The organism is Fibrobacter sp. UWH4 (assembly GCF_900142475.1).
In the GTDB taxonomy this organism is placed as follows: Bacteria; Fibrobacterota; Fibrobacteria; order Fibrobacterales; family Fibrobacteraceae; genus Fibrobacter.
This window is the reverse complement of sequence record NZ_FRAY01000008.1, coordinates 88,449-110,091: the sequence shown is the minus strand read 5'-3', so window position 1 is coordinate 110,091 and position 21,643 is coordinate 88,449. Positions and strand designations below refer to the sequence as shown.

Genomic DNA, 21,643 nt, shown 5'->3' with positions numbered 1-21,643 from the left:
GATTTTGGAGATTCCGTTTTTAAAATTACGGCATGTTCGATGACGATGTTCACAAGAACGCAATGAAAGAGTTTATCGCTTTCTTGAGGACGATGACTACCCAGAAAAATATCGCCTTTTTCAGCGATGTTTCCAGGGAATATGTCCGTGAACTGGGAAATGGCGAGAAAATACCCACCATCAAGGTATTTTTCAGCATCATCGAATCCGCTGGCCTCGACCTGCTCGAAGGAACCAGCCTCTACATCGATCTCTTGAAAAAACAGAAAATGACCCTCGCTGCCGACAGGAGCAAGGGTCTGGATTATATCAAGAAACTCAAGGCGAAAAAAGACAACGCCAAACGCGGCACCTAGAAGAAGTTCACGTTGAACCAACCCGTCTTGCCGTCGGCAGACAGGGCGATGCCGCAAGCGACCTTGGTGTAGCTCGCGCTGCGCATGTTCTTGTAGTGGCCAATCTTACTGAAGTCGGCGGCGCTATTGAGGTCCGCCTTGCCACTTTCGACGAGCTGCTTTTCGCTCCACATCATTTCGAGGTAATAGTCCGATACGCCCGTCGCATTCTTGAGCCAACTCGCGGTAAAGTTCGGGCCGCTGTTCTGCGCACTTTCACCGCAATCACCAAAGTGACCATGAGCCTTGCCCGAGGCGAGATCGGCAGCGGCCTCATCGTCGGTACAGGTCTGCTTTTCTTCGGCAGCGAGAGTGAGCGGCGGCATGTCCTCGGTCGCACGGTATTCGTTGATTTTGGCGAGGCAGTCCTCGCGCCAGCCCTCGTTGAAGAACGCGTTTTCGGATGCGGAGGATTCAGGTTCTGCGGACCCGGAGGAAGAAGTCTTCTCGGAGGCCGAAGAACTGGAGCCGTTTCCCGTAGGAATATTGAACGAAATCTCGTCGCCGGTATCGATATGGGCGTTAGTCCCCGACGAATCGTCGGAGCAGGCGAAAAGCCCGAAGGCCAGGGCGAACGCACAAGGGGCAACGGCAAGTTGCGCGAACCATTTTCTAGACATCATCAAACTCCTTTTTTGCGGGAAACCCCGCCCTTAATCTGAAAATATAATTCTGAAAGGAATTTGGCAAATAATATTATCCTGGAACTTTATAGAAACAGGACATCCACAACGATGGAGACAATCAGGTAGGCAATTCCAAGACCAATACCCCACCTTTCCCTGCGACGGTATTCCTGCGGCTTATACCTGGGAGCATCCACTTTCAAATTTTTCGCGCCGACTTTCCCGAAGATGACGATATAGGCTGCCACATAGACCACAAAATACGGTAACAACAGAACCGGCCATTTTTCAAAATATACGGCGTGACTCAATGCCCTGTCCGCCGTCCTGATAAAAAAATTGATAGCAACCAGACTGAAAAAGAAATGAGCAAGCGCCTTGCCTTTCAATGCCTTAAAATGCACAATGGAAGCAATTAGCGGGCCGCCCAGAGCCGCACTCCACATGAATTTTCCTACCGGATGTTCCCCTTCTACGGATTCTTCCGAATCGGCGTCAGCACTCCCCTCTTCCTGCTCCAGAATTTCTTCATCCTTGTCATTGCCCTCATTCGGCGCATCACACCAAAGGCACTTTGGCATGTCATCCGGAAAATCCTGTCCACACTTTTTGCAAATCATATCCTACCCCCATTTGGTTCGGTAAATTTCTAAGCCCAAGGAAATCTAGAAATTTTCTATTTTTACCCCCGTGATTCAAATTCAGAACGTTTCGAAATCCTTTGGCGTGCAGGTCCTTCTGGACGGCGCCTCGATGCTTGTAGGCGACCATGAGCGCGTGGGCCTCGTGGGCCGCAACGGTTGCGGCAAGTCGACACTTTTCAAGATGATTCTCGGGCAGGAATGCCTCGACGGCGGCTCGATAGACATCCCGAAAAAATACACGCTCGGCTACCTGCAGCAGCACCTGAACTTTACGCACGCCACCGTGCACGAAGAAGCCTGCAGCGTACTGAAGCCCAATGAAGACGGCTGGATCGAGGAACACAAGGTCGAAGCGATTCTGTTCGGTCTGGGTTTCGACGAAGAATCCATGCACAAGAGCCCTATGCTGTTATCCGGCGGTTTCCAGATCCGCCTGAACCTGGCGAAGGTACTTGCGAGCGAACCCGACATGCTGTTGCTCGACGAACCGACCAACTACCTGGACATCGTGTCGATGCGCTGGCTCAGCCGATTCTTGCGTAGCTGGAAGGGCGAAGTCCTTTTGATTACCCACGACCACCACTTTATGGACGAAGTCTGCACGCATACCGCGGGCATTTTCCGCCACAAGATTCGCAAGGTGAAAGGCTCCGTCGAAAAGCTCCGCGAAACCGTCGCCGAAGAAGAAGAAGTCGCGCAGCGCACGCAGGAAAACGAGGCGAAGAAAAAGGCCCAGCTGGAACAGGTCATCGAACGTTTCCGCTACAAGGCCGCAAAGGCCGCCATGGTGCAGTCGAAAATCAAGGCGGTGGCAAAGCTTGCAACCGGCGAACGCCTCACCCACGAACGCAATCTGGAATTCAGCTTTACCGAAGCGGGCTTCCCCGGCAAACGCATGCTGCAAATCAAGGGACTCTCTTTCGCCTACCCGAACCGCGCCGAAGACGGCACCGTACAGGGAATGGGACCGGAGCTCATCACCGATTTAACGATGGAAGTTTTCAAGGGAGACCGCATCGCGATTATCGGCCCGAACGGACGCGGTAAAACGACGCTCTTGAACCTGATCGCCAAGGAGCTCTCGCCCACCGCCGGCGAAATCAGCCACAATCCGAACCTGCAGATCAACTATTTCGGCCAGACGAATATCAACCGCCTGAATTTAGACAACACCGTCGAAGAAGAAATCGCCTCGGCCATCGAGGAAGTCGCGCAGAAAAGCCGCGCCCGCGGACTTGCAGGCCTCATGATGTTCAGCGGGGACGCCGCGTTAAAGAAGGTGAAAGTGCTGAGCGGTGGTGAACGCAGCCGCGTACTCCTCGGAAAAATCCTGGCGAGCCCCTGCAATATGCTGCTCCTAGACGAACCGACGAACCACCTCGACATGGAAAGCATCGAAAGCCTGATCGACGCGCTCGACGACTACGAAGGTACCGCGATGGTGGTGACCCACGACGAAGAACTGCTGCACGCGTTTGCCACAAGACTCGTCGTATTCGACGGCGGCAAGTGCCGCGTTTTCGAAGGCACCTACGCCGACTTCCTCGAAAAAGTCGGCTGGGCGAGCGAAAAGAAACCCGGCGGCTCTGAATCGGCCAATATTAAAGTTTCAAACATCGACGTGAAAACGGACGGCGGCAATGCTTCCGCGAACAATGCCGCTGGCGGCGCTCCCCGCGCAAAAGAAGACCGCAAGGCCCGCGCCGACTATATCGCCGAACGCAGCAAGGTCATCAAGCCGCTCGAAAAGAAACTCGCGAAACTCGAAGAAGACATCGCAAAGGCCGAAGCCCTCGGCGGAGAACTCGAGGCTAAACTCGTGACCGCCTCCGAAACCGGCGACGGGAACGCCATCACGGCAATCGCAAAGGACATGGACGACAACAAGAAGAAAGTCGACCAACTCTACGAGGAATGGGAAAAGGTCAGCGCCGAACTCGAAGCCGCGAAAGATAAATATCCGATATAGCGAATCGCTTTCGGCCCACTACATAAAAAACGACCCTTCCGGGTCGTTTCATTTTTTAAGTAAACCTTTCGTCTATTTCTGCCGACTGCGCTTGATGCCTATGGTATAGGTATCGTCGCTTTCGCCGGCCTTGATGCGGCCACTCACGATTTTCACCTTCAGTTTCGAGATGTAGGCGCCGGTGCCGACCAGGCGGCCCTTGTCGCTGCGGGCATTCCATTCGAAGAAGACATTGCCGGGGTTGTCGTAGCAGTTGGACTTCTCGGGATCCGAGGCATTATAGAAAACGGTCTTGTCGTTACAGCTTACGGTACCCGTCGCCTTGTTCACGAAATTGCCCAGCTGCGAGAAATAGTAGCCTTCCCACTTGATCTTAATCAAGGCCAGTGCGGAATCCTTGTCGGCGCCGCTCGGCAACCCCATAATCATAGAAGTCGCAAGTTCACCGATGTTGAAATTCAGCAGGAAACCGGGCTTGCCGAGGCTATCGATGATATCGTGGACACTCTTGTTGGAGGGCACCGAAATCGCGACAATCGGCTCGGAATAAGGCCACGGTTCCGTCTCGTCGCCGACCGTCACGACGCCAGGCGACTTGATTTCCGTACGCTGTTCACCCACGATACGCACCTTCGGATTGTTCAGGTGAGCCACGTTGCCGCTCCTGTCCGTCAGTTCACCCGGAGCGATGCGCACATAGTCGCCCACGGCCGGGAGCACGCCCGCGGCGGTCTTCCTGAAATACACCTTGAACACGGTACCCATCGCATTGGCATCGGCACTGTTGATTTCCAGGGAATCCATGAAGTTCACCGTATCACGGTAGAATATGAACGCCGTCTTCCCGTTCGCAAGCTTGGTATCGATCCCTTCGCTCAGGTTGATTTTCACGGCGCTAACTTCCTTGGACACCGTCTCGATCGTCGCACTCAACACCACCGGCCCCACCTTGTCCTGGATCGAGGAATTCATCGAGAGCTTGACCTCTTCGCCGGAATCCTCGTCGGTATAGGTGTAATGGTACTGTAGCGAACCGGAATAAACCTGGTCAGAAACACCCGTGAACACATCTTCTCGGAGTCCCGCCGGGTTGTAGAGCGAAATCACCGAATCCAGGAGCACCAGCGGCCAGATGTTTTCCATGCCGACAGTCGTGTGGAATTCCGTACCGCCGAACGACCACGAAAGCGTATCGGGAACCACGTCCTTGAACGGCTTGCTGAAGGGTATAGACAAACTATCGGGAATGCCGTCGCCGTTCACGTCGTACATCGAGGCCTTCAAGGCAAACGGCACGGGAGGTTCCTTAAAGTGGATATTCGCCCAGGTCAGCGTATTGTTCACGCCGCCGCCGTCAATCGTGAAGAACGCATCGACCATGGCGGAATCACCCACCACGTAGAAACTCGCATAACCCAGCGAATCCGTCGAAATCGTCGTTACGCGCTGGTTGTCCTTGTCCAAGAAGCTCAGCGGGAATCTCGTGTTCAGGTTCAGTTCCTGCACGCAGTTCACGTCGGCACCCGATTCCATCTCGCCGCAGACAGTCGTCCCGAACAGGAGCGCCACCTTGATGGGCACCGTATCGGGATAAGTCACGTGCGCAAGGAGCGTATCGTTCTTTCCGCCGTCGCTTCCCAGCAGGTCGCCACGGAGCGTGTAACCCGCAGGATCGAAGAAAGCGGAATCCGTCACATGGAACACGTCCACGAAGGCGATATCCGGAAGCGGATACTCGGGCACCGTGAAAGTCACCACCTGGTACTGGCTGGGGTCCGACTGCAAGAAGCAATACAGGGCGTACTTACCCGGACTCAGCTTGCGCGAATTCACGAAGGCAGAAGTGTCGACCTTGAAACTCGCCATATTCTCGCTGATGAAAATGCCGCCGTAATTCGGCCCCGACTCAAGCGTCACGCCGTCGGCAGGGAGGCTTCCGCCCTTCAGGATAAACAGGGAAGGAGCCAGCTGGTCGCGGGCGCTCTGCACGCTGGACACGTCGCAACTGATGGACTTGTCGACCAGCAGCTGGTGGAACTCGTACTCGACGGAACCGTCCGTACTTTCCTTCTGCTTCGAGAAATAAGTCCTCTGCGTCTGCAAGTTGATAGAGGTGCGCATCTTGAAGTTCGCACCCGTCGCGTTGCGTTCGGAATAGAAAATGTGGAACGGATAAGTTTCACCCTCGACCAACTTCAGGCTCGGATCGTTCTTGCCGATGGTATCCAGGTTCACGGCCCCTTCTTCGGGGTTGTGGCAACCGCCGATATCCACCACCAGGCGGTTGTTGATATACACCCACACGTCGTCATCGCCGCGGAACTCGAAATACTGCCCCTTCACGTACTTGAACTCCGCCGTCACCTTCATGGCGTAGCTGTAGTTGTGCTTGCAGCCCTGATGTTCCTTGTACTTGTCGTTCTTCGGGTTCGGAATCTTGCTCGAAGAATCCGCCGTATAGAGATACTCGAAATCGTCAATCGGATAGAAACCCGGATGCAGGGAATCGCCGCAGGTACCATCCAGCGGCTGCGAAATGTCGGCCAGCCAGAAACCTTCCTCGTCCATGGTCAGGTCGATATCGCGACAGACGGAATTCTTGTACTCGTTGCCGTCCACCACGATCGTTTCGGGAATAAACCACTTCTCGATTTCATGGGCCGCCGAGCACATTCCCCACGGATACACCGACGAATCCACGCGGGCAGGCGCCCCGTTCACCAGGGTATCCTGCACCATCCCCTTCACAAGGCCTCCGCACTTCGCATTCGTAGCCAGCGTGCCCAGCGAATCAAGGTACGTCACCGTGGTGTAGTCGTTGCCGTTATAAATCCCGCCGAAATCCACGTCGATATTGTCATCGAAAGATTCACCCGCCCAGTCGACGACCATCGCCGAAATCTTCATCGAGGGGCAAATCCCGAGCACCTTGGGGTAAACCGACGAAACGCGGAAAGGAACCGTCGTCATCCACACCGTATCCGTCTCCGCAAAAATGGAATCCAGGTTGATCAGCTCGCCCGGGATAGTATCTAGACCGTTCCTCGAATAATATTCGAAGCCGAATGCCTGCCTAAAGTACACCTCCCAGGAATCGACATGCTTGTAAGAAATCCCCTGGTACCATCCGCAGGTATCGCTGCTGAAAGGCCCCATCTTAATCGTATCGTCGGGAACGATCATCATCGGAGTCATGTTGTCCCAGGGGCTCATCAGGCGAACCACCTTCGGTTCGAGCGGAGTAAACGAAAGGTCGAACTTGCCGCTGCTATTGGTAAACAGCCATGCCTCGTAGACACCCGTCGGGAAAAACACCGAAGCGAGCGGGCGCGCCCCTTCCGCAAAATACGTCACCTGCGGCCATTCGTTCTGGCAACGGTACAAGTTGAACTGCGCCATCGTGGAATTCCAGTTCGAAGAATTCACCGTCTCGGGCGCAAAGTCGTAACGGTACCAGTAAGGGTATTCGTCCTTCACCATCGGTGCGGGGTTGTTGACGATATTGTTCCCGACCGTGAAATAGACCGCGGTATCCCTGAACGAAGTATTGGTACGCCACGGGTGGTACACGTGCAGGGTACGCGTCGAATCAAAACATTCCCCCAGCGCGCCGATCTTGGAATCTACCGTCGCCCCCGCCGTGCCGTCCACGAAAACCGTATCCAGCACCGAGAAATAGTCGCCCAGCTCCACCACTCCCTGGGCCGGCACCGACATGTAGGGCGTATTCAGGCGGATAAAGTGGACGGACTGCAGCGGGTTACGCGCAAGCATCGCAGGAGACACCGCCCCGTAAAACCAGCCGCACTTGCTCGGGTCATCCTGCGCAAAACGCATCATCACCGAATCTTCGCCCAAAATCATCTGCGGCAGCGCCTTGTTGCCCCACGGACTCTTGAACCACACCAGCTTGGAACCCGGCGCCACGAACGACTTGGTATAGCTCCTGTCGGCAGGGTCGGTATACAGCCAGACCTCGGTATCGGTACCGAACAGCGAGGCCATCTTGAACTCGCCCGCCTCTTTCCACTGGATCCCGTTATTGTTGTTGAAGTTCTGGTCCGCCGTATTCGGGTAGATGCTTACCGTAAACGACATCCATTCCTGGAAATCCGAGACGTTCTTGTCCCAGGTATAGCTGAACCAGCCGTCGCCCTCGGCCGTCGTGATCGTCGGCGAAGTTTCGCCGTAAAAAGCATTGTAGCTCCCGCCGGCAGCACCCAAAATATGCAGAAAATAACCGTCCTTGGACGCATCGTTACGCCACGGCGACTGGATATGCACCGTAAGCGTCGCGTTCGCCGCCACGCACAAGAACAAAATCAAAGTATACACCCAAACCATGAGTTTCATCAAAACTCCTTTACTTTAAAACAAACAACTCCAACCTAAAGATATAATTATTAACTAAAATCGCTAAAAAAAACAGAAAAACGGCAGAAAAGTGTTGAACAAGCCACAATAAAACGGCCATTTGCACAATCTTGCTACAAATAGCGCAAATTTCTAGATTTGGGCCCGTTATGAAGAACTTGCGCGCCATTTTGATGCCGATTGCAATCCTGCTCGGAATACTCCTCCCGCAGGCGCACGTACTTTCGCCCCTGATGCCGTTCCTGATCGGCACCATGATGTTCCTCACCTTCGTGACCAAGATTCCGCCGCAGACCCACGGATACACCTTCAAAATCGAGGTGCGCGCCCTGGTAGTGAGCCTGATTCTAGTCGCCGCCATCGCAGGCATCGTGAAACTGTTCGACCTCCCGCGCGAAGTACTTTTGGGAGGCGCCATCATCGCGCTGTGCCCGCCCGCAAACGCCGCCCCCGCCATGGCCAAGATGCTCGGCGGCTCGGCCTCGCTCGCCCTCAAGATCTTTTTGAGCGGGAACCTGATCGCCTGCTTCTCTATCCCGCTCGTTTTTGGCTACCTGACCGGCACCGACGCGGAGCTCAGCGAAATCGCCATAAAGATCTTCAACACCATCCAGCCCATCATCAGCATCCCGCTCGCCTTCGCCCTCGGACTGCGCGCCTTTTACCCGGAACTCGCCGACCGCGCCGCCAAATACCAGAAGTACACCATGTTCGTGTGGACCTTCTCGGTGTTCGTCATTCTGGCGAAGGCAAGCTACGACATCCGCGAAATGGGATTCACGGAACTCTGGAACAGCGGCAAGCTCCCGATGATGGCGGGCATCTCGCTCATCCTCTGCATTCTCCTTTACGCCCTCGGCTGGTATGTCGAAAGGAACCGCCGCCCCATCGAAAGCGCGCAGAGCATGGGCCAGAAGAACACCACGCTCGTCATCTGGATTGCTACCCTGTACGCGGGCCCCGTCGTGGCACTCGCGCCCACCTGCTACGTAGTGTGGCAGAACCTGGTACTCAGCTACCTGAGCGCACGAATCAAGCCGAAAGACACCCCGAAATCGTAAGGGCGAAAAACTTCACTTCCCGCTCCTGGCTGCAGCGATCTCGGCGTTTATCTCGTCGAGCGTCATGCCTGCGGAGCCGGCCTTTTCGGCATCGGCGGAAAGTTGCTGCATGGTCCGGAGCATGCGACTCGCAACCGGGTTCGCGTTATAGAACACACGCCTGTCTGCGGCATACGCCGGAGCATCGGCCGAGGCGACATCGAACGGTATGCGGCGCTCGCGCACGGCTGCCCGCGCAAAGACATTTATGGCGGTGCTCATCGACATCCCGAAATCCTCGCACAGCTTGTCAAAGTCCTTTTTAAGGTCGCTGTCCATCCTGATACTAAAAGTCGTCTGAGCCATACATTCACCTCTTTTTTGCTAAAAATACATAAAAACAAACCAAAATGCAACCATTTGTGTTATAAAAGATGCTGCTACGCGCAGTTTGATGTGGCCGTATGTCTAATTTTTTCGATTTTTTAGACATATCCTATCCCATATGTATAAAAAAGCCCGTTTTTTATACACATTTTGGACTATTGCGTCAGTTACAAGGAATTATTTGATGGTAAACATTCTCGTGCACTATATGGCGTGGTAAAAAACAGCGCGTTTTATATGTTTGGAGAGAACATCTCCAAGGCGTTTATCCATGTCTCTTCAATGCAATATCGGCAAGGCAATCCGGGCGTTGCGCGCGCAGAAAGGCGTCTCGCAAGAAAAACTGGCACTTGAAACCGGCATCGGCCGGCGCTACATGAGCGACATCGAGAACGGACGCCGGAACGTCTCACTTGAGATAATCGAGAAACTCGCCGAGTTTTTTGAAATAAGCCCCAGTGAATTTGTCAAGAAAATCGAACAGGCAGACGAGCCTCCTCTCACCATTGATTCGCTCAAGGATTACCTCTGCGAGCTCGGGTATGAAGACGCAGTTGTCCTCGAAAGCCCCGATTATCTTTCGGCAATCGTTGGCGTAAGTGAAGATGGTCGCGTCATCTATTCGTACCCAAAAATGCTCCAACACCTCGCTTTAAACGAAGGGATGACATATGAAGAAGCCGCAGAATTCGTCGATTACAACACCATCGGAGCGCTGCCGTATATGGGTGAGAAAAAGCCGATAATTTTGAACGAGATTATAAGATAAAAACCATTAAATTTGAAAAGCGTCATGGAAGATAACATTTTCTTTATCTCTAATGCTCCCGGAAATACCATGCAGGCGTTTCTTGAAAAAGAATTGTCTAAATGTGAGCGGTTTATAATCAGTGTAGCGTTTATATCCAAAAGTGGGCTCGCCTCATTAAAACAGACTTTGCTTGAACTGGAGAATCGTGGTATTCCGGGAAAAATCCTAACAACGGACTATCTTACTTTTACAGAACCGGGAGCTCTCAGATCTCTCAGTAAATACAGAAATATTGAAGTAAAACTTTTCCGATGCGACAAAAACATAAAAGGGTTTCATACTAAAGGATATCTTTTCTTTAAAGAAAAAGTCATAAGCATCACCATAGGAAGTTCAAACCTTACAGGAAACGCTCTCGCAGTCAATAAGGAATGGAATACTTGTTTTTCAGTTGAAGATGATGCCTCGCTATACAAAAGCGTTATCGAAGATTTTGAATCCTTGTGGAATAGCTCCAACGCATTCCCAATTACAGAAGAAATTCTTGACGAGTATACACAAATCTATATTGAGCAGAAACGTATTGCAAGAGAATTGCAACAGCAAAAAATTGCACTTGAAAAAGATGCAGTAATTCGTGATTCTAAAAAATTCTCATTTGATCAAATTCTGCTGGAACCTAATTCTATGCAGATAGAATTCGTTCGAAAGTTGAACGAAATCCGCGCTATGGGCGAGCATCGCGCCCTATTGATTTCTGCAACGGGAACTGGCAAAACTTATGCAGCGGCATTCGCTTTAAGAGAAATTAACCCCAAGCGAGCTTTATTTCTGGTTCATCGAGAGCAAATCCTTCGCAAGGCGATCGAGTCATTCAAAAATGTGTTTGGTGATACAAAAACATTTGGTTTATATTCAGGCACATCTCATGAAATTGATCGTGATTTCATTTTCGCAACCATGCAAACGATGGCAACGCATTTTGAGGATTTTGCAAAACAAGAGTTTCAAGTGATCGTTGTAGATGAAGCCCACCGCGTAGGTGCAGAGAGTTATCAGAATATGATGGCATATTTCAATCCTGATTTATGGATTGGCATGACTGCATCACCTGACCGTACTGATAAATTCGATGTATACTCAGCATTTGACCACAACATTGCGCATGAAATACGCTTGCAGGAAGCCATGCGGCTGAACCTTCTTTGCCCATTTCATTATTATGGCATTACGGATATCTTTGTTGATGGTGAGGAAAAAGATAAACGAGATTTTGCAAGGCTTGTATGCGATGAACGTGTTGATTTCATTATCAAGAAAGCAGAATATTTTGACCATAGTGGAAATCGTGTAAAAGGACTTGCTTTCTGCAGCACCCTTGAAGAATCAAAAGAACTCTCAAAAAAATTCAATGAATGTGGGTATAGAACAATCGCATTATCTGGAGCAGATTCCCAAGATACAAGAGATAATTGTGTCAAGCAACTTGAGCAAGATGAATGGGATGGTGGTTTAGATTACATCTTTACGGTGGATATTTTCAACGAAGGTATTGACATTCCGCAAGTAAACCAGATTTTGATGCTTCGACCTACAGAATCTCCCATTATATTTGTGCAGCAGCTGGGGCGAGGTCTCCGTAAGGCAGAAAACAAAGAATTTGTGATGATTCTTGATTTTATAGGAAACTATAGTAACAACTACATGATTCCCATCGCTTTGTCAGGAGACAGGACATATAACAAGGATAATATCCGACGTTATGTCCGTCAGGAAGTCAAAGCATTAGAGGGTGCCTCCACAATACATTTTGATGAAATTGCCCGCAAGCGAATTTATGAATCCATTGACTCGGCTAACTTCAGCGAGATGAAATTAATTAAGGAATGCTACAAGAACTTGAAATACAAATTGGGCAGAATTCCTAACTTGATGGATTACGAAGAATATGGTGAAATTGACGCCATGCGTATTTTTGAAAATGCATCTTTAGGTTCGTATCATAAATTTCTGAAGAAAGTCGAGAAGGACGAATACAAAGTTGATTTCAGTACCATTGAAGAAAAGTATCTGGAATATGTCTCAATGAAATTTGCAAATGGCAAGCGATTGCACGAGCTTCTGATTCTTGACGAACTATTAGGTGGAAATAACAGAAATGTCATGTCCCGAGTGATGAGTAAAATGCAAAATGATTTCAGCATTAGCGTCAACGAAAAAACTCGAAAGAATGTTGAAAACATTTTAACCGGTCAATTTGCGTCGGGGGCCGCTAAAGATACTTTTGCTGACGTTACATTCATTGAAAAAGATGGAAACGACTTTTGCATTTCCTCAAAGTTCAATGATCTACTTGACAATAATGAGTTCCGGCGACAAATGACGGAAGTCGTAAAGTTCGGTCTATTCCGCAACAAAAAATATTTTGGTCATCGCTACAAGGACACTTCATTCTGCCTTTACGAAAAATACACTTACGAAGATGTGTGTCGTCTTTTGGATTGGGAAAAGAGCGAAGTCTCACTGAATATTGGTGGTTATAAATATGATAAGAACACGCAGACGTACCCTGTTTTCATTAATTATGAGAAAAACGACAATATAAGCGCAACAACACGATATGAAGATCGGTTTGTAAACGAAGGAACACTTATAGCGATATCAAAATCGGGAAGAACGTCGAAATCAGAAGATGTAAAAGCAGCCATTGAAGCTGACCAACGAGGCATCAAAATGGATTTATTTGTTCGAAAGAATAAAGATGACCATACTTCTAAAGAATTTTACTATTTAGGACGTTTACATGCGACAGGCTCAACAATGGATTTTGTTATGCCCGAAACAACAAAAACGGCTGTTGAAATAACTTATAATCTTGAAACTCCTGTACGACAGGACATTTATGAATACTTGGTAGGATAAAATGAAGCGTATCGAAGTTGTAGCAGGCATCATCAAAGATGGTGATAAGATTTTCGCAACTCAGCGTGGTTACGGTGATTTCAAAGACGGCTGGGAATTTCCCGGCGGCAAGATGGAACCTGGCGAAACACCGCAACAGGCTCTAGCTCGTGAACTGAAAGAAGAACTCGCTATCAATGTTTCTGTCGGTGATTTTCTATGCACGGTTGATTACGATTATCCGACATTTCATTTGACCATGCATTGCTTTTTCTGCACGATTGTGGGTGGCAAGGCGCCGGAGCTTTTGGAACATGAAGCAGCAAAATGGCTAAGCTTGCCAGAACTTCATTCTGTAAACTGGTTGCCCGCAGATGTGGATGTCGTGAAGGCTTTGGAAAAGTAATTCTGCACGCGGTTCCGGGGTTTTAGGGGCGGAGCCCCTAGGCGAGGCGTAGCGGATGATACGGCTAGATGGCGGGTCGTGGCCCGCCATGACGGCGTAGCAGGAGCAAGGGGGATCCTTCCCCCGCCCAGGGTCGTCATAAGTCCTCGCTGGGTTTGTGTTAAAATACAGTCGGCGACGATGAAAATCGCAATTTGTACCTCCATTACCGATGCAGCATGTTCATTATCGTGCAATTTAGGTATATTGAAAGCCATGAACGAGGTAACATATCCAGCCCATCCACTACTAGATCGTGACAGTCGTGACTTCATGGAATCAATGATTGTCGCTTGTGATGATATTGGCGCGGACATAAAGAAATACCATTCTTTTCTAAAGTATTGGTTAAATCGCGTTCAACGGAAGCCAAGTGCCCAAAACGCCTTTTTATACGCTTTTAAGTTTTTCAGCAGCAACGAAAACAAGGGTATAGAACTAGACAAAGAAAAAGAGGCGAATGAATATCTAAAAGATCTGAAGTTTCATCTAAACGACCTTGGCTTAGTCGGTGAAAGTATGCGAAAGTTCATCGAATCTTTCCAATCTGATTTCCCGAGAAGTCAAATTAAAACAGAAGATATTGAATGGTTTCCAAAGCCGGGGAAAGAACAATGGACTAAGCCAGAGTATGTTGTATATGCAAACATTTTCAAATTTGCCTGGAGCGTCGCAAGACTTTGGCATCTATTCAAAAGTCGAGATGATTACACCCATATAAACCAGCTAAAGAATTTTTTATTCGTACTTTCTGAAAAAGAACCTCTTATTGATTGCGATTGCAAAGAAGCACAAAAAGTTCCAAACGAAATGCGCAACGCACTAAAAACGCTCTCCCCTGAAAATATCGAATTCTTTGACAAATATTTATTTTTCTTTTCCCCCGAATACTTGACATTAAATGAGATGTGCATGTTTTGGAAAAAGGCGTGCATTTCAAGCATAGAGGGAAAAACCGTCCAAACGGCTTTGAAAAAGCCCCTAAACAACATTTGGCTCCTTGGCCGTTTTTATCTAGTACATCCTTATACGCTCAATTTCTTTAATGGGGATCGAGGCTTTACAGATAAAGCCTTCAAGCAGATTTACAACACATCAAATCCCGAAGCAATAAAGAAAATCAAACAGATTCACCTTGACGAAATTGTTGAAAAAAAGAGAAAGCAGAAACAGTTAGAGTGGGGCGATAAAAAGATTTCCATATTTGAGGTTTGCGCGACAGTTTGCAGCGACAAAGAGTGGGAAAAAATTGAAAAACAATGTAAAGAGAATGAGATTGACGAAGCATATGAAAGTAATCCGAGTCGTGAGTTTTTAGAAGCAGCGGCCTCGTATCGAAGCAAAAATACTCTTTTAAATAAATTTGATTTTTCTAACAAACACATAAAAAAATGGGCTGCAAAAGAACCAAAGAAATTTAACACTCTTATTGTAGTGATTTCTGTCTTAGAATTGTTCAAAAAATGTGGTAAAGATGATTTTAGTATTCTTGAGGATTTGTTTAAGAATTTTGCCCTTATGGGGTTTGAAACAAATCTTATCATATCACAAGGCATGAATCATGAAAAAAATCTATTTCTGATTGCCATGAACGACATCGATGCAGAATTCTTAAAGGAACTGCTGAATATTCTTGTAGTTGTTCTGCTTGTAATTGCTATTCAAGAACTGTCTAATTCTTGGACGAATGGCAAGACTGACCGAACAAATTCGACAACTTGAAAATTTTGCACCTACTTTTTGAATCTTGATGAAAAGGTTTCTCCATTTTTTAACTTGAAAAAATGGTGCTTTGGGATTTTTCTGCAAATCGTTCTTTTTTAAGAATTTGAATCTATCTTTCTTTTCGCAATAAATCTTCGCAAAAGATTGTTGCACGAAAGCAATGCCGCTTTCGTTTTATCAAAGAGGTAAAAATGAAGCCCATTGATAATCATGCTAATCAGTGCAACGCAAATAAGGGTACTTCTGGCCACAACGCCCAGTACCAAGCCATGTTGGACAACCGTTCCCGTCAACTGAATCCTATGGATTCCAAGTATCAAGGGGGAAAGAAATAACATGTGCTCTTGTACTGGCCGCAATGGTCAAAAGAAGAATCTCTATTATTCTGAAGCTGCAGCTCGTGATGTAGCAGGCGAGCGAACGCGAGCGACAGGAATTAGGATGTATACTTACAAATGCCCTTCCGGAGAGGGATGGCACATTTCAGGACTTTATTAAAAGGAGGCCCATCATGGCACAACCACAAAATGACCCGAATAATGCAGGATGGCCTCGTGGCCACGGCGGAGGTACAGGCCCTTCTGGCAGTGGACGCGGGAACAACAATCCTCGTAAGTAAAAAAGTCCGCCTAACAGACTGGAATCGGCGAAAATTTCACATCTGGCTAAACGGACTATAAAAAGATACAAAACGGGCGTCGCATTTGCGGCGCCTGTTCTACATACGACATTAAAGCGGGGCGTTGCGGGGGCGGCGTTTGAGGCCCCGCAGAGGGGGTGTCCAGAAGACGGTTTGGACGCGGATTGGAAAGGAGATCCCCGCCTGCGCGTGGATGACGAGAGAAAGTCGCGGGGATGACAGTCTGCGGAACCCGCGGACAAAGCGGCTGCAGGCAGGGGGATTCTTCCCCCATCAAGTGAAAAGGCGGCGTCATTCTTCCATCAGTACCGCGATGTCGTCCTTGTCGAAGTCGGTGCCGAAGGCTTGCCGGTAGCTCGATTCCAGCGCCTCTCCGGGGGTGCAGTTTTCCCTGAACAGGACCATGCCGCTGTCCAGGCATTCCATGTCGAGTTCGCCGTCGGTGTCGATGCATTCCGGCCGGAACGTGGACCATAGGCAATAGTCGGTGAACCCTTCCCGGATGTCTTCTTCGAGCAGGTTGTCGCCGGTGCCCGCCTGGACTTTCAGGAACGCCTTTGCGCTCTTGACCCATGCGAGTATCGCGCCGCCGAACGTGTCGTTTTCCATAGTGCCTCCGCCCCGAAAGATAGATAACGCTAGTGACAGAAAATGACTTTTTAATTACGGCGAATTCGCCACAATTAATTTTCGAGAAATCTCTTGACAGGGGCCGCGCGAGGATGTATATTTAGTGAACGAATGTTCTAGTGCTCAAAATTTCAAATAGGGCGGTTTCACTCGCGCTAGCGAATAATCAGGAGGATAGAATGGCACAAATTAATGTTCAAAACACAAAAATAACTGTTTTGGATATAGACAACAAGGATTACATTTGTCTTACGGATATGGCTGGTGCCAAGGAAAATGATGTTCGTGCGGCCGATGTTATAAAGAATTGGCTTCGCAATCGTTATACATTGGAATTTTTAGGTACTTGGGAAACTATTCACAATCCTGGTTTTAAAGTGGTCGAATTTGACCACTTTAGGAAGGAGGCCGGATTGCCCACATTCGTGCTGAGTTGTAGTGAATGGATTGAGAAAACGAATGCCATTGGCATAGTCGTAAAGAAAGGGCGTTATGGCGGCACTTACGCCCATAAGGACATCGCTTTTGAATTTGGCTCGGCAATAAGTGTATCGTTTAAGTTGTATCTTATTGAGGAATTCCAGCGGCTTAAAGAAGAAGAGCAAAAACAAATTGGATGGAGCGCTAAACGGGAACTGGCGAAAATCAATTATCGCATACATACCGACGCTATCAAGCAGAATCTAATTCCTCCAAAGCTCACTGCACTGCAGAAATCTTTCGTGTATGCTGATGAAGCAGATATGCTCAATGTTGCAATGTTCGGAAAGACTGCCAAGGAATGGCGTGATGAAAACCCCTTGCTGAAAGGTAATATTCGCGATTACGCTTCAATTAACCAGCTAATTTGCCTTTCTAATATGGAAAACCTGAATGCCGTTTTTATAAACGACAACCTCTCTCAATCTGAACGCTTGGAAAAATTGAACAAAATAGCTATTCAACAAATGACGGTCCTTGAGAATGTTGACGGACGGAAGCTGTTGATTGAGAGTAAAAAGTAAAAAAGCTATGTCCACAATTCTCCTCAAGAACATATACAAAGAAGGAGAATTGGACAAGGACTCAACTTGTAAGGAATATTTACAAGTTGCCCATGAAGGATGCAGAGAGGTAACAAGGTCGCTAAAATTCTACAACCATGACGTCATCATCTCTGTCGGCTATCGAGTAAAGTCAATCGCCGGAACCCGTTTTCGCCAGTGGGCGCTTTCAGTCCTTAAGGACTACATGCTCAAGGGCTATGCCGTGAACCAGCGGAAGATTTCGACTGATTTGCAGATTGCGGACCGTCTGCACGAACAGCGGCAACTTATTGAGAAAATCCAGGAGAGCATGAAAGGACGGTGAGAAATGAAAAACAGTTGCTTTTACACGTTGTTTATATTATATTTTGTAGTTGTATCAACTGCGAGGCACATATGGCAATGTCAATTCTACAAATCCGCGTAGACGATAATCTCAAGAACGAGGTGAGCGACCTGTTCGAAAGGCTCGGGATGGACATTCCGACCGCAGTCCGCATTTTCTTCAAGCGGGCTATCATCGAGAGGGGACTTCCGTTCAACGTGAACAAAATCCCTTCTGCCACCACGCAAGACAACAGTCGGCTGATGCAAGCCCTGTACGCGCTCAACGACGAGGCCCACAAGAACGGAACCGCCGGGATGAGCGAAGAGGAAATCGAGGCCGAGATCAAGGCGGCTAGGGCCGAGAGGAAAAAGAAACATGGTGTACGCAGTCGTTGATACAAACGTCTTGGTTTCTGCCGCACTGGCAAAAAACAGGGGCGAATCCATCCCTCTAAAGATTTTTCTAGGCATTGCCCAAAAGAAGTATATTCCCATTATTGACAGCAATATTATTGAGGAATATCGGGAAGTCCTACAAAGGGGAAAGTTTAATTTCTCGTTAGAGTATCAGAATTCTTTTATTGACGAGATTTCAAAATACGCGGTCAATGAGCCGGTAAAAGAGTCTAATGTTGTTTTGCCAGATATGGATGACAAGATTTTCTACGATGTAGCCTTCGCTCATCAGGATAAGAAAGCCTTTCTTGTGACGGGGAATTTAAAACATTTTCCAGGATGCCCTTTTGCAATATCGCCCAAGGATTTTTACGAACTGATTAGGCCTACTCCGTCGGGATTTGTCGTAAACGAGCCTCGCATTGGTTACGACTCATCCAAATTGATGCAAGCCTTGTATGCGCTCAACGACGAGGCTCACAAGAACGGAACCGCCGGGATGAGCGAAGAGGAAATCGAGGCCGAAATCAAGGCTGCAAGAGCGGGGCGTTGCGGGGCCATTGACTAGACCGTCAAATTCTCTACCAAGCTGGTAGAGAATTTCTCTCTTTTTTTTGGCCCTTTTCGATTATTTCACCAGGATTCTTGCGGTACGGACGCTGCGGGCGCTTTCGATGCGTACTACGTAGTTGCCCTTGGTCAGGTGAGCAAGGTTGAAGCTCTTGGAAGAGGCTTCCGTTTCGGCGAAAGATTCTACCAGATGGCCCATCATGTCGAACACCTGTACGCGGAGCATGGCAGAATTCGGCATGGCAACGGTCAGCACATTATTCGCATAGCCAAACTTCACGCCGCTCTTCGCCACAGTCGCAATCCCGGTAGTCTGTTCGCTCGAAGAAGATGCTTCGGAACTTGAAGAAGATGCGATAGAAGAGCTGCTTGATCCAATCACAACATTAATTGTCGCCTTGGCGCTCGCCTTGTTGTTATCGGCGCCGGTGACTGTAAGCACTACTTCATACGGGCCCCTAGCATTTTCGCCAACCACCCCAGTAACAGTCACAGTGCCGCCATTTTTAGCAAGACCGTAACCGTCGCCTGGGAAATTCGTAAGCTCAGGATTGGAGCCGTTTTCAACCTGGAAAACAATCGGCTTAATAGAATCGCCGGGAGACAGCGTCTGCGATTCATTTTGAACGACAGTAACCTTTGTCTCTACAGACTCGCGAGTCACTTCAACGTTTGCAAAGGCGGTATCATTGTTGTTTTCGCCTATTGCAATAATTCTTATCGTGTATAACCCACCCTTCGAATTTTCATCGACAGTTCCACTGCACGTGAGCTTACTTCCTTCTACACTATACGCAAACGATCCTTTTAACGATCCTTCGAACTTAAATGAAGATAAACTTTCATCGAGACGAACATTTGCAAACTGGAACACAACCGGTTCAATCTCATTGCCCGCCAAGACCTCCTGACTTGTATTATCACTAAAAAGTTTTATTGATGTGCGAGCCTGGCCACCTACCACGGCAATCGTTCCTGACACGCTCTTTTCATCATTTTTTTCGTTCCAAACAGTGACTTTGTATTCATAATCACCGGACATTACATCGCTATTTACAGAGCCGACAATCATGATTTTTTGTTTTTTGCTATCAAGAGTCTTTGTAAGTCCAAGCGGGAGCTCACTCACGCTATAACGAGTTATTCCCTCGTAGTCGAAAACGATAGGCGTAATAGACGTGCCCGCCGTGACGGTCTGGTTCACGTTACCGCTACCTTCATTCCATTTTAAAGACAACGTTTTTTCTTTTTCCAGTACAGTGAATTCGAACTCCGTCTTGGCGAATTTGCCTTCGTCGTCTTGTACCAGGATATATGCTTTGTACGTACCAGCGGCAATATCACTTCTCATCTCTCCTGCAATTTCACAAACGGGCCCCATAGTCCATCTTTTCGACAAACCAAAATTTTCCAAAAAGTTCGTCGAGGAATATTCTGGTACACTATTTTCGTCAAGGCCAGTATTTTCATATAGAATTTTAACCGGTTCAATATCATCGCCAGCATACACCGTCTGGGCAAGTTCCCCTGACAGAACCTGTTGCGTAATCTTTTGTGAAGCCACATATTCTTCGGCAAAAACGGTTGCAGCAAAGAACAAGACTATTGCCAACGAAACCAGTTTTTTCACAATTTTCTCCTCTTTCTTGTGATACGAATCTACTTTAAAAAATAGAAACTTTTGAGGAGACTTGTGAACTTGTATTTATTCTGCCGTGAACCCTTCCAGCACTTTATACAGCAGGGTGTAAAGCGTCTTTGCTTCAGTGTCGGAGAGGTTGACGCAGCTGGCCATGGACTTGGGGACGCCCGCGGCCTTGCACTTGAGCGATTCGCCTTCGGCGGTGAGGCTCACGGAAAGGCAGCGCTCGTCGCTCTGTTCGCGGGTGCGCTGGATGTAGCCCTTGGCCTCGAGCTTTTTCAGGAGCGGGGTGAGCGTCCCGGAATCAAGGAACAGCTTCTTGCCGAGTTCCGAGACGTTGCACTTCTTTTCTTCCCACAGCACGAGCATCACGATGTACTGCGTGTACGTGAGGTCGAGCGGTTCCAGGTACGGGGCGTAGCGGCGCGTGATCTCCTTGGACGCGGCATACAGCGGAAAGCACAGCTGGTTTTCGAGTTTTAGCTGGGGGCAGTCCATGGCAGCTCCTAGAGCAACTTTTCGACGCAGGCGCGCACGGCGTCCATGTCGGCGGTGGGTTCGAAGCGCGCGACCACGTTGCCTTCGCGGTCCACGACGAACTTGGTGAAGTTCCACTTGATGTCGGGATTTTTCTTGTAATCCTTGTCGATGGTCTTGAGCAAGAGTGCCATGGCGGCGGCCTTCGCGCCAAAGCCGAAACCTTCGAAACCCTTCTGCGATTTCAGGTAGGTGTAGAGCGGCAGCTCGTCGGGGCCGTTCACGTCGGACTTTTTCATCTGCGGGAATTCGGTGCCGTAGTTGAGCGTGCAGAATTCGTGGATTTCGTCGTCGGTGCCGGGGGTCTGGCCCTTGAACTGGTTGCAGGGAATGTCGATGACTTCGAAGCCCTTGTCGTGGAAATCGGAATACATCTGTTCGATGGGCTTGTAATGCGGGGTAAAGCCGCAGCCGGTCGCGGTGTTCACGATGAGCATCACCTTGCCCTTGAAGTTTGCGAGCGGGACCTGGTTGCCCTTGCCGTCGGTGAGCGTGAAATCGTAGATGGTTGCCATGATGAGCCTCCGTTTTTTATGGATGTCGGCGCTTGGTTGCACCGTATTTAATTGTGTACAATCTAATTTTATAAAATTTAATTCAAAAAAACAATAGGGGAAAG

Annotated in this window: 19 protein-coding genes; 11 read left to right on the top strand and 8 right to left on the bottom strand. The window is 48.8% G+C overall.

Going from position 1 to position 21,643, the window contains the following annotated elements; genetic code table 11:
- Positions 1-32: 32 nt before the first annotated feature.
- Positions 33-356 (top strand): hypothetical protein, encoded by a 324-nt coding sequence (locus tag BUA93_RS13385; protein ID WP_072980215.1) that lies wholly within the window; start codon positions 33-35, stop codon positions 354-356.
- On the opposite strand, the gene BUA93_RS13380 is transcribed toward BUA93_RS13385, so the two are convergent.
- Entirely contained in the window at positions 353-1,018 is a 666-nt protein-coding gene (locus BUA93_RS13380) for a CAP domain-containing protein (protein WP_083597447.1), read from the bottom strand. The genes BUA93_RS13385 and BUA93_RS13380 overlap by 4 nt on opposite strands.
- 86 nt (positions 1,019-1,104) lie before the next feature.
- Positions 1,105-1,641, bottom strand: coding sequence for a hypothetical protein (locus BUA93_RS13375; protein WP_139258096.1), 537 nt, complete (start codon positions 1,639-1,641; stop codon positions 1,105-1,107).
- A gap of 70 nt (positions 1,642-1,711) precedes the next feature.
- Between BUA93_RS13375 and BUA93_RS13370 the strand changes: the two genes are divergently transcribed.
- A complete protein-coding gene (locus tag BUA93_RS13370; RefSeq protein WP_072980209.1) occupies positions 1,712-3,634 on the top strand; it encodes an ABC-F family ATP-binding cassette domain-containing protein in 1,923 nt (640 codons plus the stop codon).
- Between the two features lie 72 nt (positions 3,635-3,706).
- Here BUA93_RS13370 and BUA93_RS13365 read toward each other — a convergent pair whose 3' ends face one another.
- On the bottom strand, positions 3,707-7,987 hold the full coding sequence (locus BUA93_RS13365; RefSeq protein ID WP_072980208.1) for a fibro-slime domain-containing protein: 4,281 nt from the start codon (positions 7,985-7,987) through the stop codon (positions 3,707-3,709).
- A gap of 170 nt (positions 7,988-8,157) precedes the next feature.
- On the opposite strand from BUA93_RS13365, the gene BUA93_RS13360 reads away from it, so the two are divergent.
- Positions 8,158-9,069 (top strand): bile acid:sodium symporter family protein, encoded by a 912-nt coding sequence (locus BUA93_RS13360; RefSeq protein ID WP_072980207.1) that lies wholly within the window; start codon positions 8,158-8,160, stop codon positions 9,067-9,069.
- 12 nt (positions 9,070-9,081) lie between these two features.
- Here the strand turns inward: BUA93_RS13360 and BUA93_RS13355 are convergent, their stop codons facing one another.
- A complete protein-coding gene (locus BUA93_RS13355; RefSeq protein ID WP_072980205.1) occupies positions 9,082-9,414 on the bottom strand; it encodes a type II toxin-antitoxin system RelB/DinJ family antitoxin in 333 nt (110 codons plus the stop codon).
- A gap of 292 nt (positions 9,415-9,706) precedes the next feature.
- On the opposite strand from BUA93_RS13355, the gene BUA93_RS16420 reads away from it, so the two are divergent.
- The 4 genes from BUA93_RS16420 (at position 9,707) to BUA93_RS13335 (ending at position 15,254) form a co-directional block, all read left to right on the top strand.
- Positions 9,707-10,204 (top strand): helix-turn-helix domain-containing protein, encoded by a 498-nt coding sequence (locus BUA93_RS16420; RefSeq protein ID WP_217650351.1) that lies wholly within the window; start codon positions 9,707-9,709, stop codon positions 10,202-10,204.
- Positions 10,205-10,228: 24 nt separating this feature from the next.
- Positions 10,229-13,108 (top strand): DEAD/DEAH box helicase, encoded by a 2,880-nt coding sequence (locus BUA93_RS13345; protein WP_217651011.1) that lies wholly within the window; start codon positions 10,229-10,231, stop codon positions 13,106-13,108.
- A 1-nt stretch (position 13,109) separates the two neighbouring features.
- Complete coding sequence (locus tag BUA93_RS13340; RefSeq protein ID WP_072980203.1) at positions 13,110-13,493, top strand: (deoxy)nucleoside triphosphate pyrophosphohydrolase; 384 nt, start codon at positions 13,110-13,112, stop codon at positions 13,491-13,493.
- Positions 13,494-13,748: 255 nt separating this feature from the next.
- Entirely contained in the window at positions 13,749-15,254 is a 1,506-nt protein-coding gene (locus BUA93_RS13335; protein WP_139258095.1) for a hypothetical protein, read from the top strand.
- A 934-nt stretch (positions 15,255-16,188) separates the two neighbouring features.
- Here BUA93_RS13335 and BUA93_RS13325 read toward each other — a convergent pair.
- Positions 16,189-16,506 carry a hypothetical protein gene (locus tag BUA93_RS13325; RefSeq protein ID WP_072980197.1) on the bottom strand — a complete coding sequence of 106 codons (318 nt, stop codon included), beginning with the start codon at positions 16,504-16,506 and terminating at the stop codon, positions 16,189-16,191.
- A 200-nt stretch (positions 16,507-16,706) separates the two neighbouring features.
- Between BUA93_RS13325 and BUA93_RS13320 the strand changes: the two genes are divergently transcribed.
- From BUA93_RS13320 to BUA93_RS13305, 4 genes are all read left to right on the top strand, one after another.
- Positions 16,707-17,531, top strand: coding sequence for a KilA-N domain-containing protein (locus BUA93_RS13320; protein ID WP_072980230.1), 825 nt, complete (start codon positions 16,707-16,709; stop codon positions 17,529-17,531).
- Between the two features lie 7 nt (positions 17,532-17,538).
- Positions 17,539-17,877, top strand: coding sequence for a RhuM family protein (rhuM, locus tag BUA93_RS13315; RefSeq protein WP_072980195.1), 339 nt, complete (start codon positions 17,539-17,541; stop codon positions 17,875-17,877).
- Between the two features lie 71 nt (positions 17,878-17,948).
- Entirely contained in the window at positions 17,949-18,275 is a 327-nt protein-coding gene (locus BUA93_RS13310) for a type II toxin-antitoxin system RelB/DinJ family antitoxin (RefSeq protein WP_072980228.1), read from the top strand.
- Positions 18,256-18,843 carry a PIN domain-containing protein gene (locus tag BUA93_RS13305; RefSeq protein WP_072980193.1) on the top strand — a complete coding sequence of 196 codons (588 nt, stop codon included), beginning with the start codon at positions 18,256-18,258 and terminating at the stop codon, positions 18,841-18,843. Before BUA93_RS13310 ends, BUA93_RS13305 begins: the two co-directional genes overlap by 20 nt.
- A 60-nt stretch (positions 18,844-18,903) precedes the next feature.
- Here BUA93_RS13305 and BUA93_RS13300 read toward each other — a convergent pair whose 3' ends face one another.
- From BUA93_RS13300 to BUA93_RS13290, 3 genes are all read right to left on the bottom strand, one after another.
- Positions 18,904-20,475, bottom strand: coding sequence for a T9SS type A sorting domain-containing protein (locus BUA93_RS13300; protein ID WP_072980191.1), 1,572 nt, complete (start codon positions 20,473-20,475; stop codon positions 18,904-18,906).
- Positions 20,476-20,550: 75 nt separating this feature from the next.
- Positions 20,551-20,985 (bottom strand): MarR family winged helix-turn-helix transcriptional regulator, encoded by a 435-nt coding sequence (locus BUA93_RS13295; protein ID WP_072980189.1) that lies wholly within the window; start codon positions 20,983-20,985, stop codon positions 20,551-20,553.
- A gap of 8 nt (positions 20,986-20,993) precedes the next feature.
- Complete coding sequence (locus BUA93_RS13290; RefSeq protein WP_072980187.1) at positions 20,994-21,539, bottom strand: glutathione peroxidase; 546 nt, start codon at positions 21,537-21,539, stop codon at positions 20,994-20,996.
- Positions 21,540-21,643 lie beyond the last annotated feature (104 nt).

Excerpts from the sequence above, each read along its gene's own strand:
- rhuM (WP_072980195.1), top strand. The coding sequence starts at position 17,539 with ATGTCCACAATTCTCCTCAAGAACATATACAAAGAAGGAGAATTGGAC.
- BUA93_RS13310 (WP_072980228.1), top strand. The coding sequence starts at position 17,949 with ATGGCAATGTCAATTCTACAAATCCGCGTAGACGATAATCTCAAGAAC.
- BUA93_RS13375 (WP_139258096.1), bottom strand. The coding sequence starts at position 1,641 with ATGATTTGCAAAAAGTGTGGACAGGATTTTCCGGATGACATGCCAAAG.
- BUA93_RS13335 (WP_139258095.1), top strand. The coding sequence starts at position 13,749 with ATGAACGAGGTAACATATCCAGCCCATCCACTACTAGATCGTGACAGT.
- BUA93_RS13380 (WP_083597447.1), bottom strand. The coding sequence starts at position 1,018 with ATGATGTCTAGAAAATGGTTCGCGCAACTTGCCGTTGCCCCTTGTGCG.
- BUA93_RS13385 (WP_072980215.1), top strand. The coding sequence starts at position 33 with ATGTTCGATGACGATGTTCACAAGAACGCAATGAAAGAGTTTATCGCT.
- BUA93_RS13305 (WP_072980193.1), top strand. The coding sequence starts at position 18,256 with ATGGTGTACGCAGTCGTTGATACAAACGTCTTGGTTTCTGCCGCACTG.
- BUA93_RS13360 (WP_072980207.1), top strand. The coding sequence starts at position 8,158 with ATGAAGAACTTGCGCGCCATTTTGATGCCGATTGCAATCCTGCTCGGA.
- BUA93_RS13345 (WP_217651011.1), top strand. The coding sequence starts at position 10,229 with ATGGAAGATAACATTTTCTTTATCTCTAATGCTCCCGGAAATACCATG.
- BUA93_RS13355 (WP_072980205.1), bottom strand. The coding sequence starts at position 9,414 with ATGGCTCAGACGACTTTTAGTATCAGGATGGACAGCGACCTTAAAAAG.
- BUA93_RS13365 (WP_072980208.1), bottom strand. The coding sequence starts at position 7,987 with ATGAAACTCATGGTTTGGGTGTATACTTTGATTTTGTTCTTGTGCGTG.
- BUA93_RS16420 (WP_217650351.1), top strand. The coding sequence starts at position 9,707 with ATGTCTCTTCAATGCAATATCGGCAAGGCAATCCGGGCGTTGCGCGCG.
- BUA93_RS13295 (WP_072980189.1), bottom strand. The coding sequence starts at position 20,985 with ATGGACTGCCCCCAGCTAAAACTCGAAAACCAGCTGTGCTTTCCGCTG.
- BUA93_RS13320 (WP_072980230.1), top strand. The coding sequence starts at position 16,707 with ATGGCACAAATTAATGTTCAAAACACAAAAATAACTGTTTTGGATATA.
- BUA93_RS13325 (WP_072980197.1), bottom strand. The coding sequence starts at position 16,506 with ATGGAAAACGACACGTTCGGCGGCGCGATACTCGCATGGGTCAAGAGC.
- BUA93_RS13340 (WP_072980203.1), top strand. The coding sequence starts at position 13,110 with ATGAAGCGTATCGAAGTTGTAGCAGGCATCATCAAAGATGGTGATAAG.
- BUA93_RS13290 (WP_072980187.1), bottom strand. The coding sequence starts at position 21,539 with ATGGCAACCATCTACGATTTCACGCTCACCGACGGCAAGGGCAACCAG.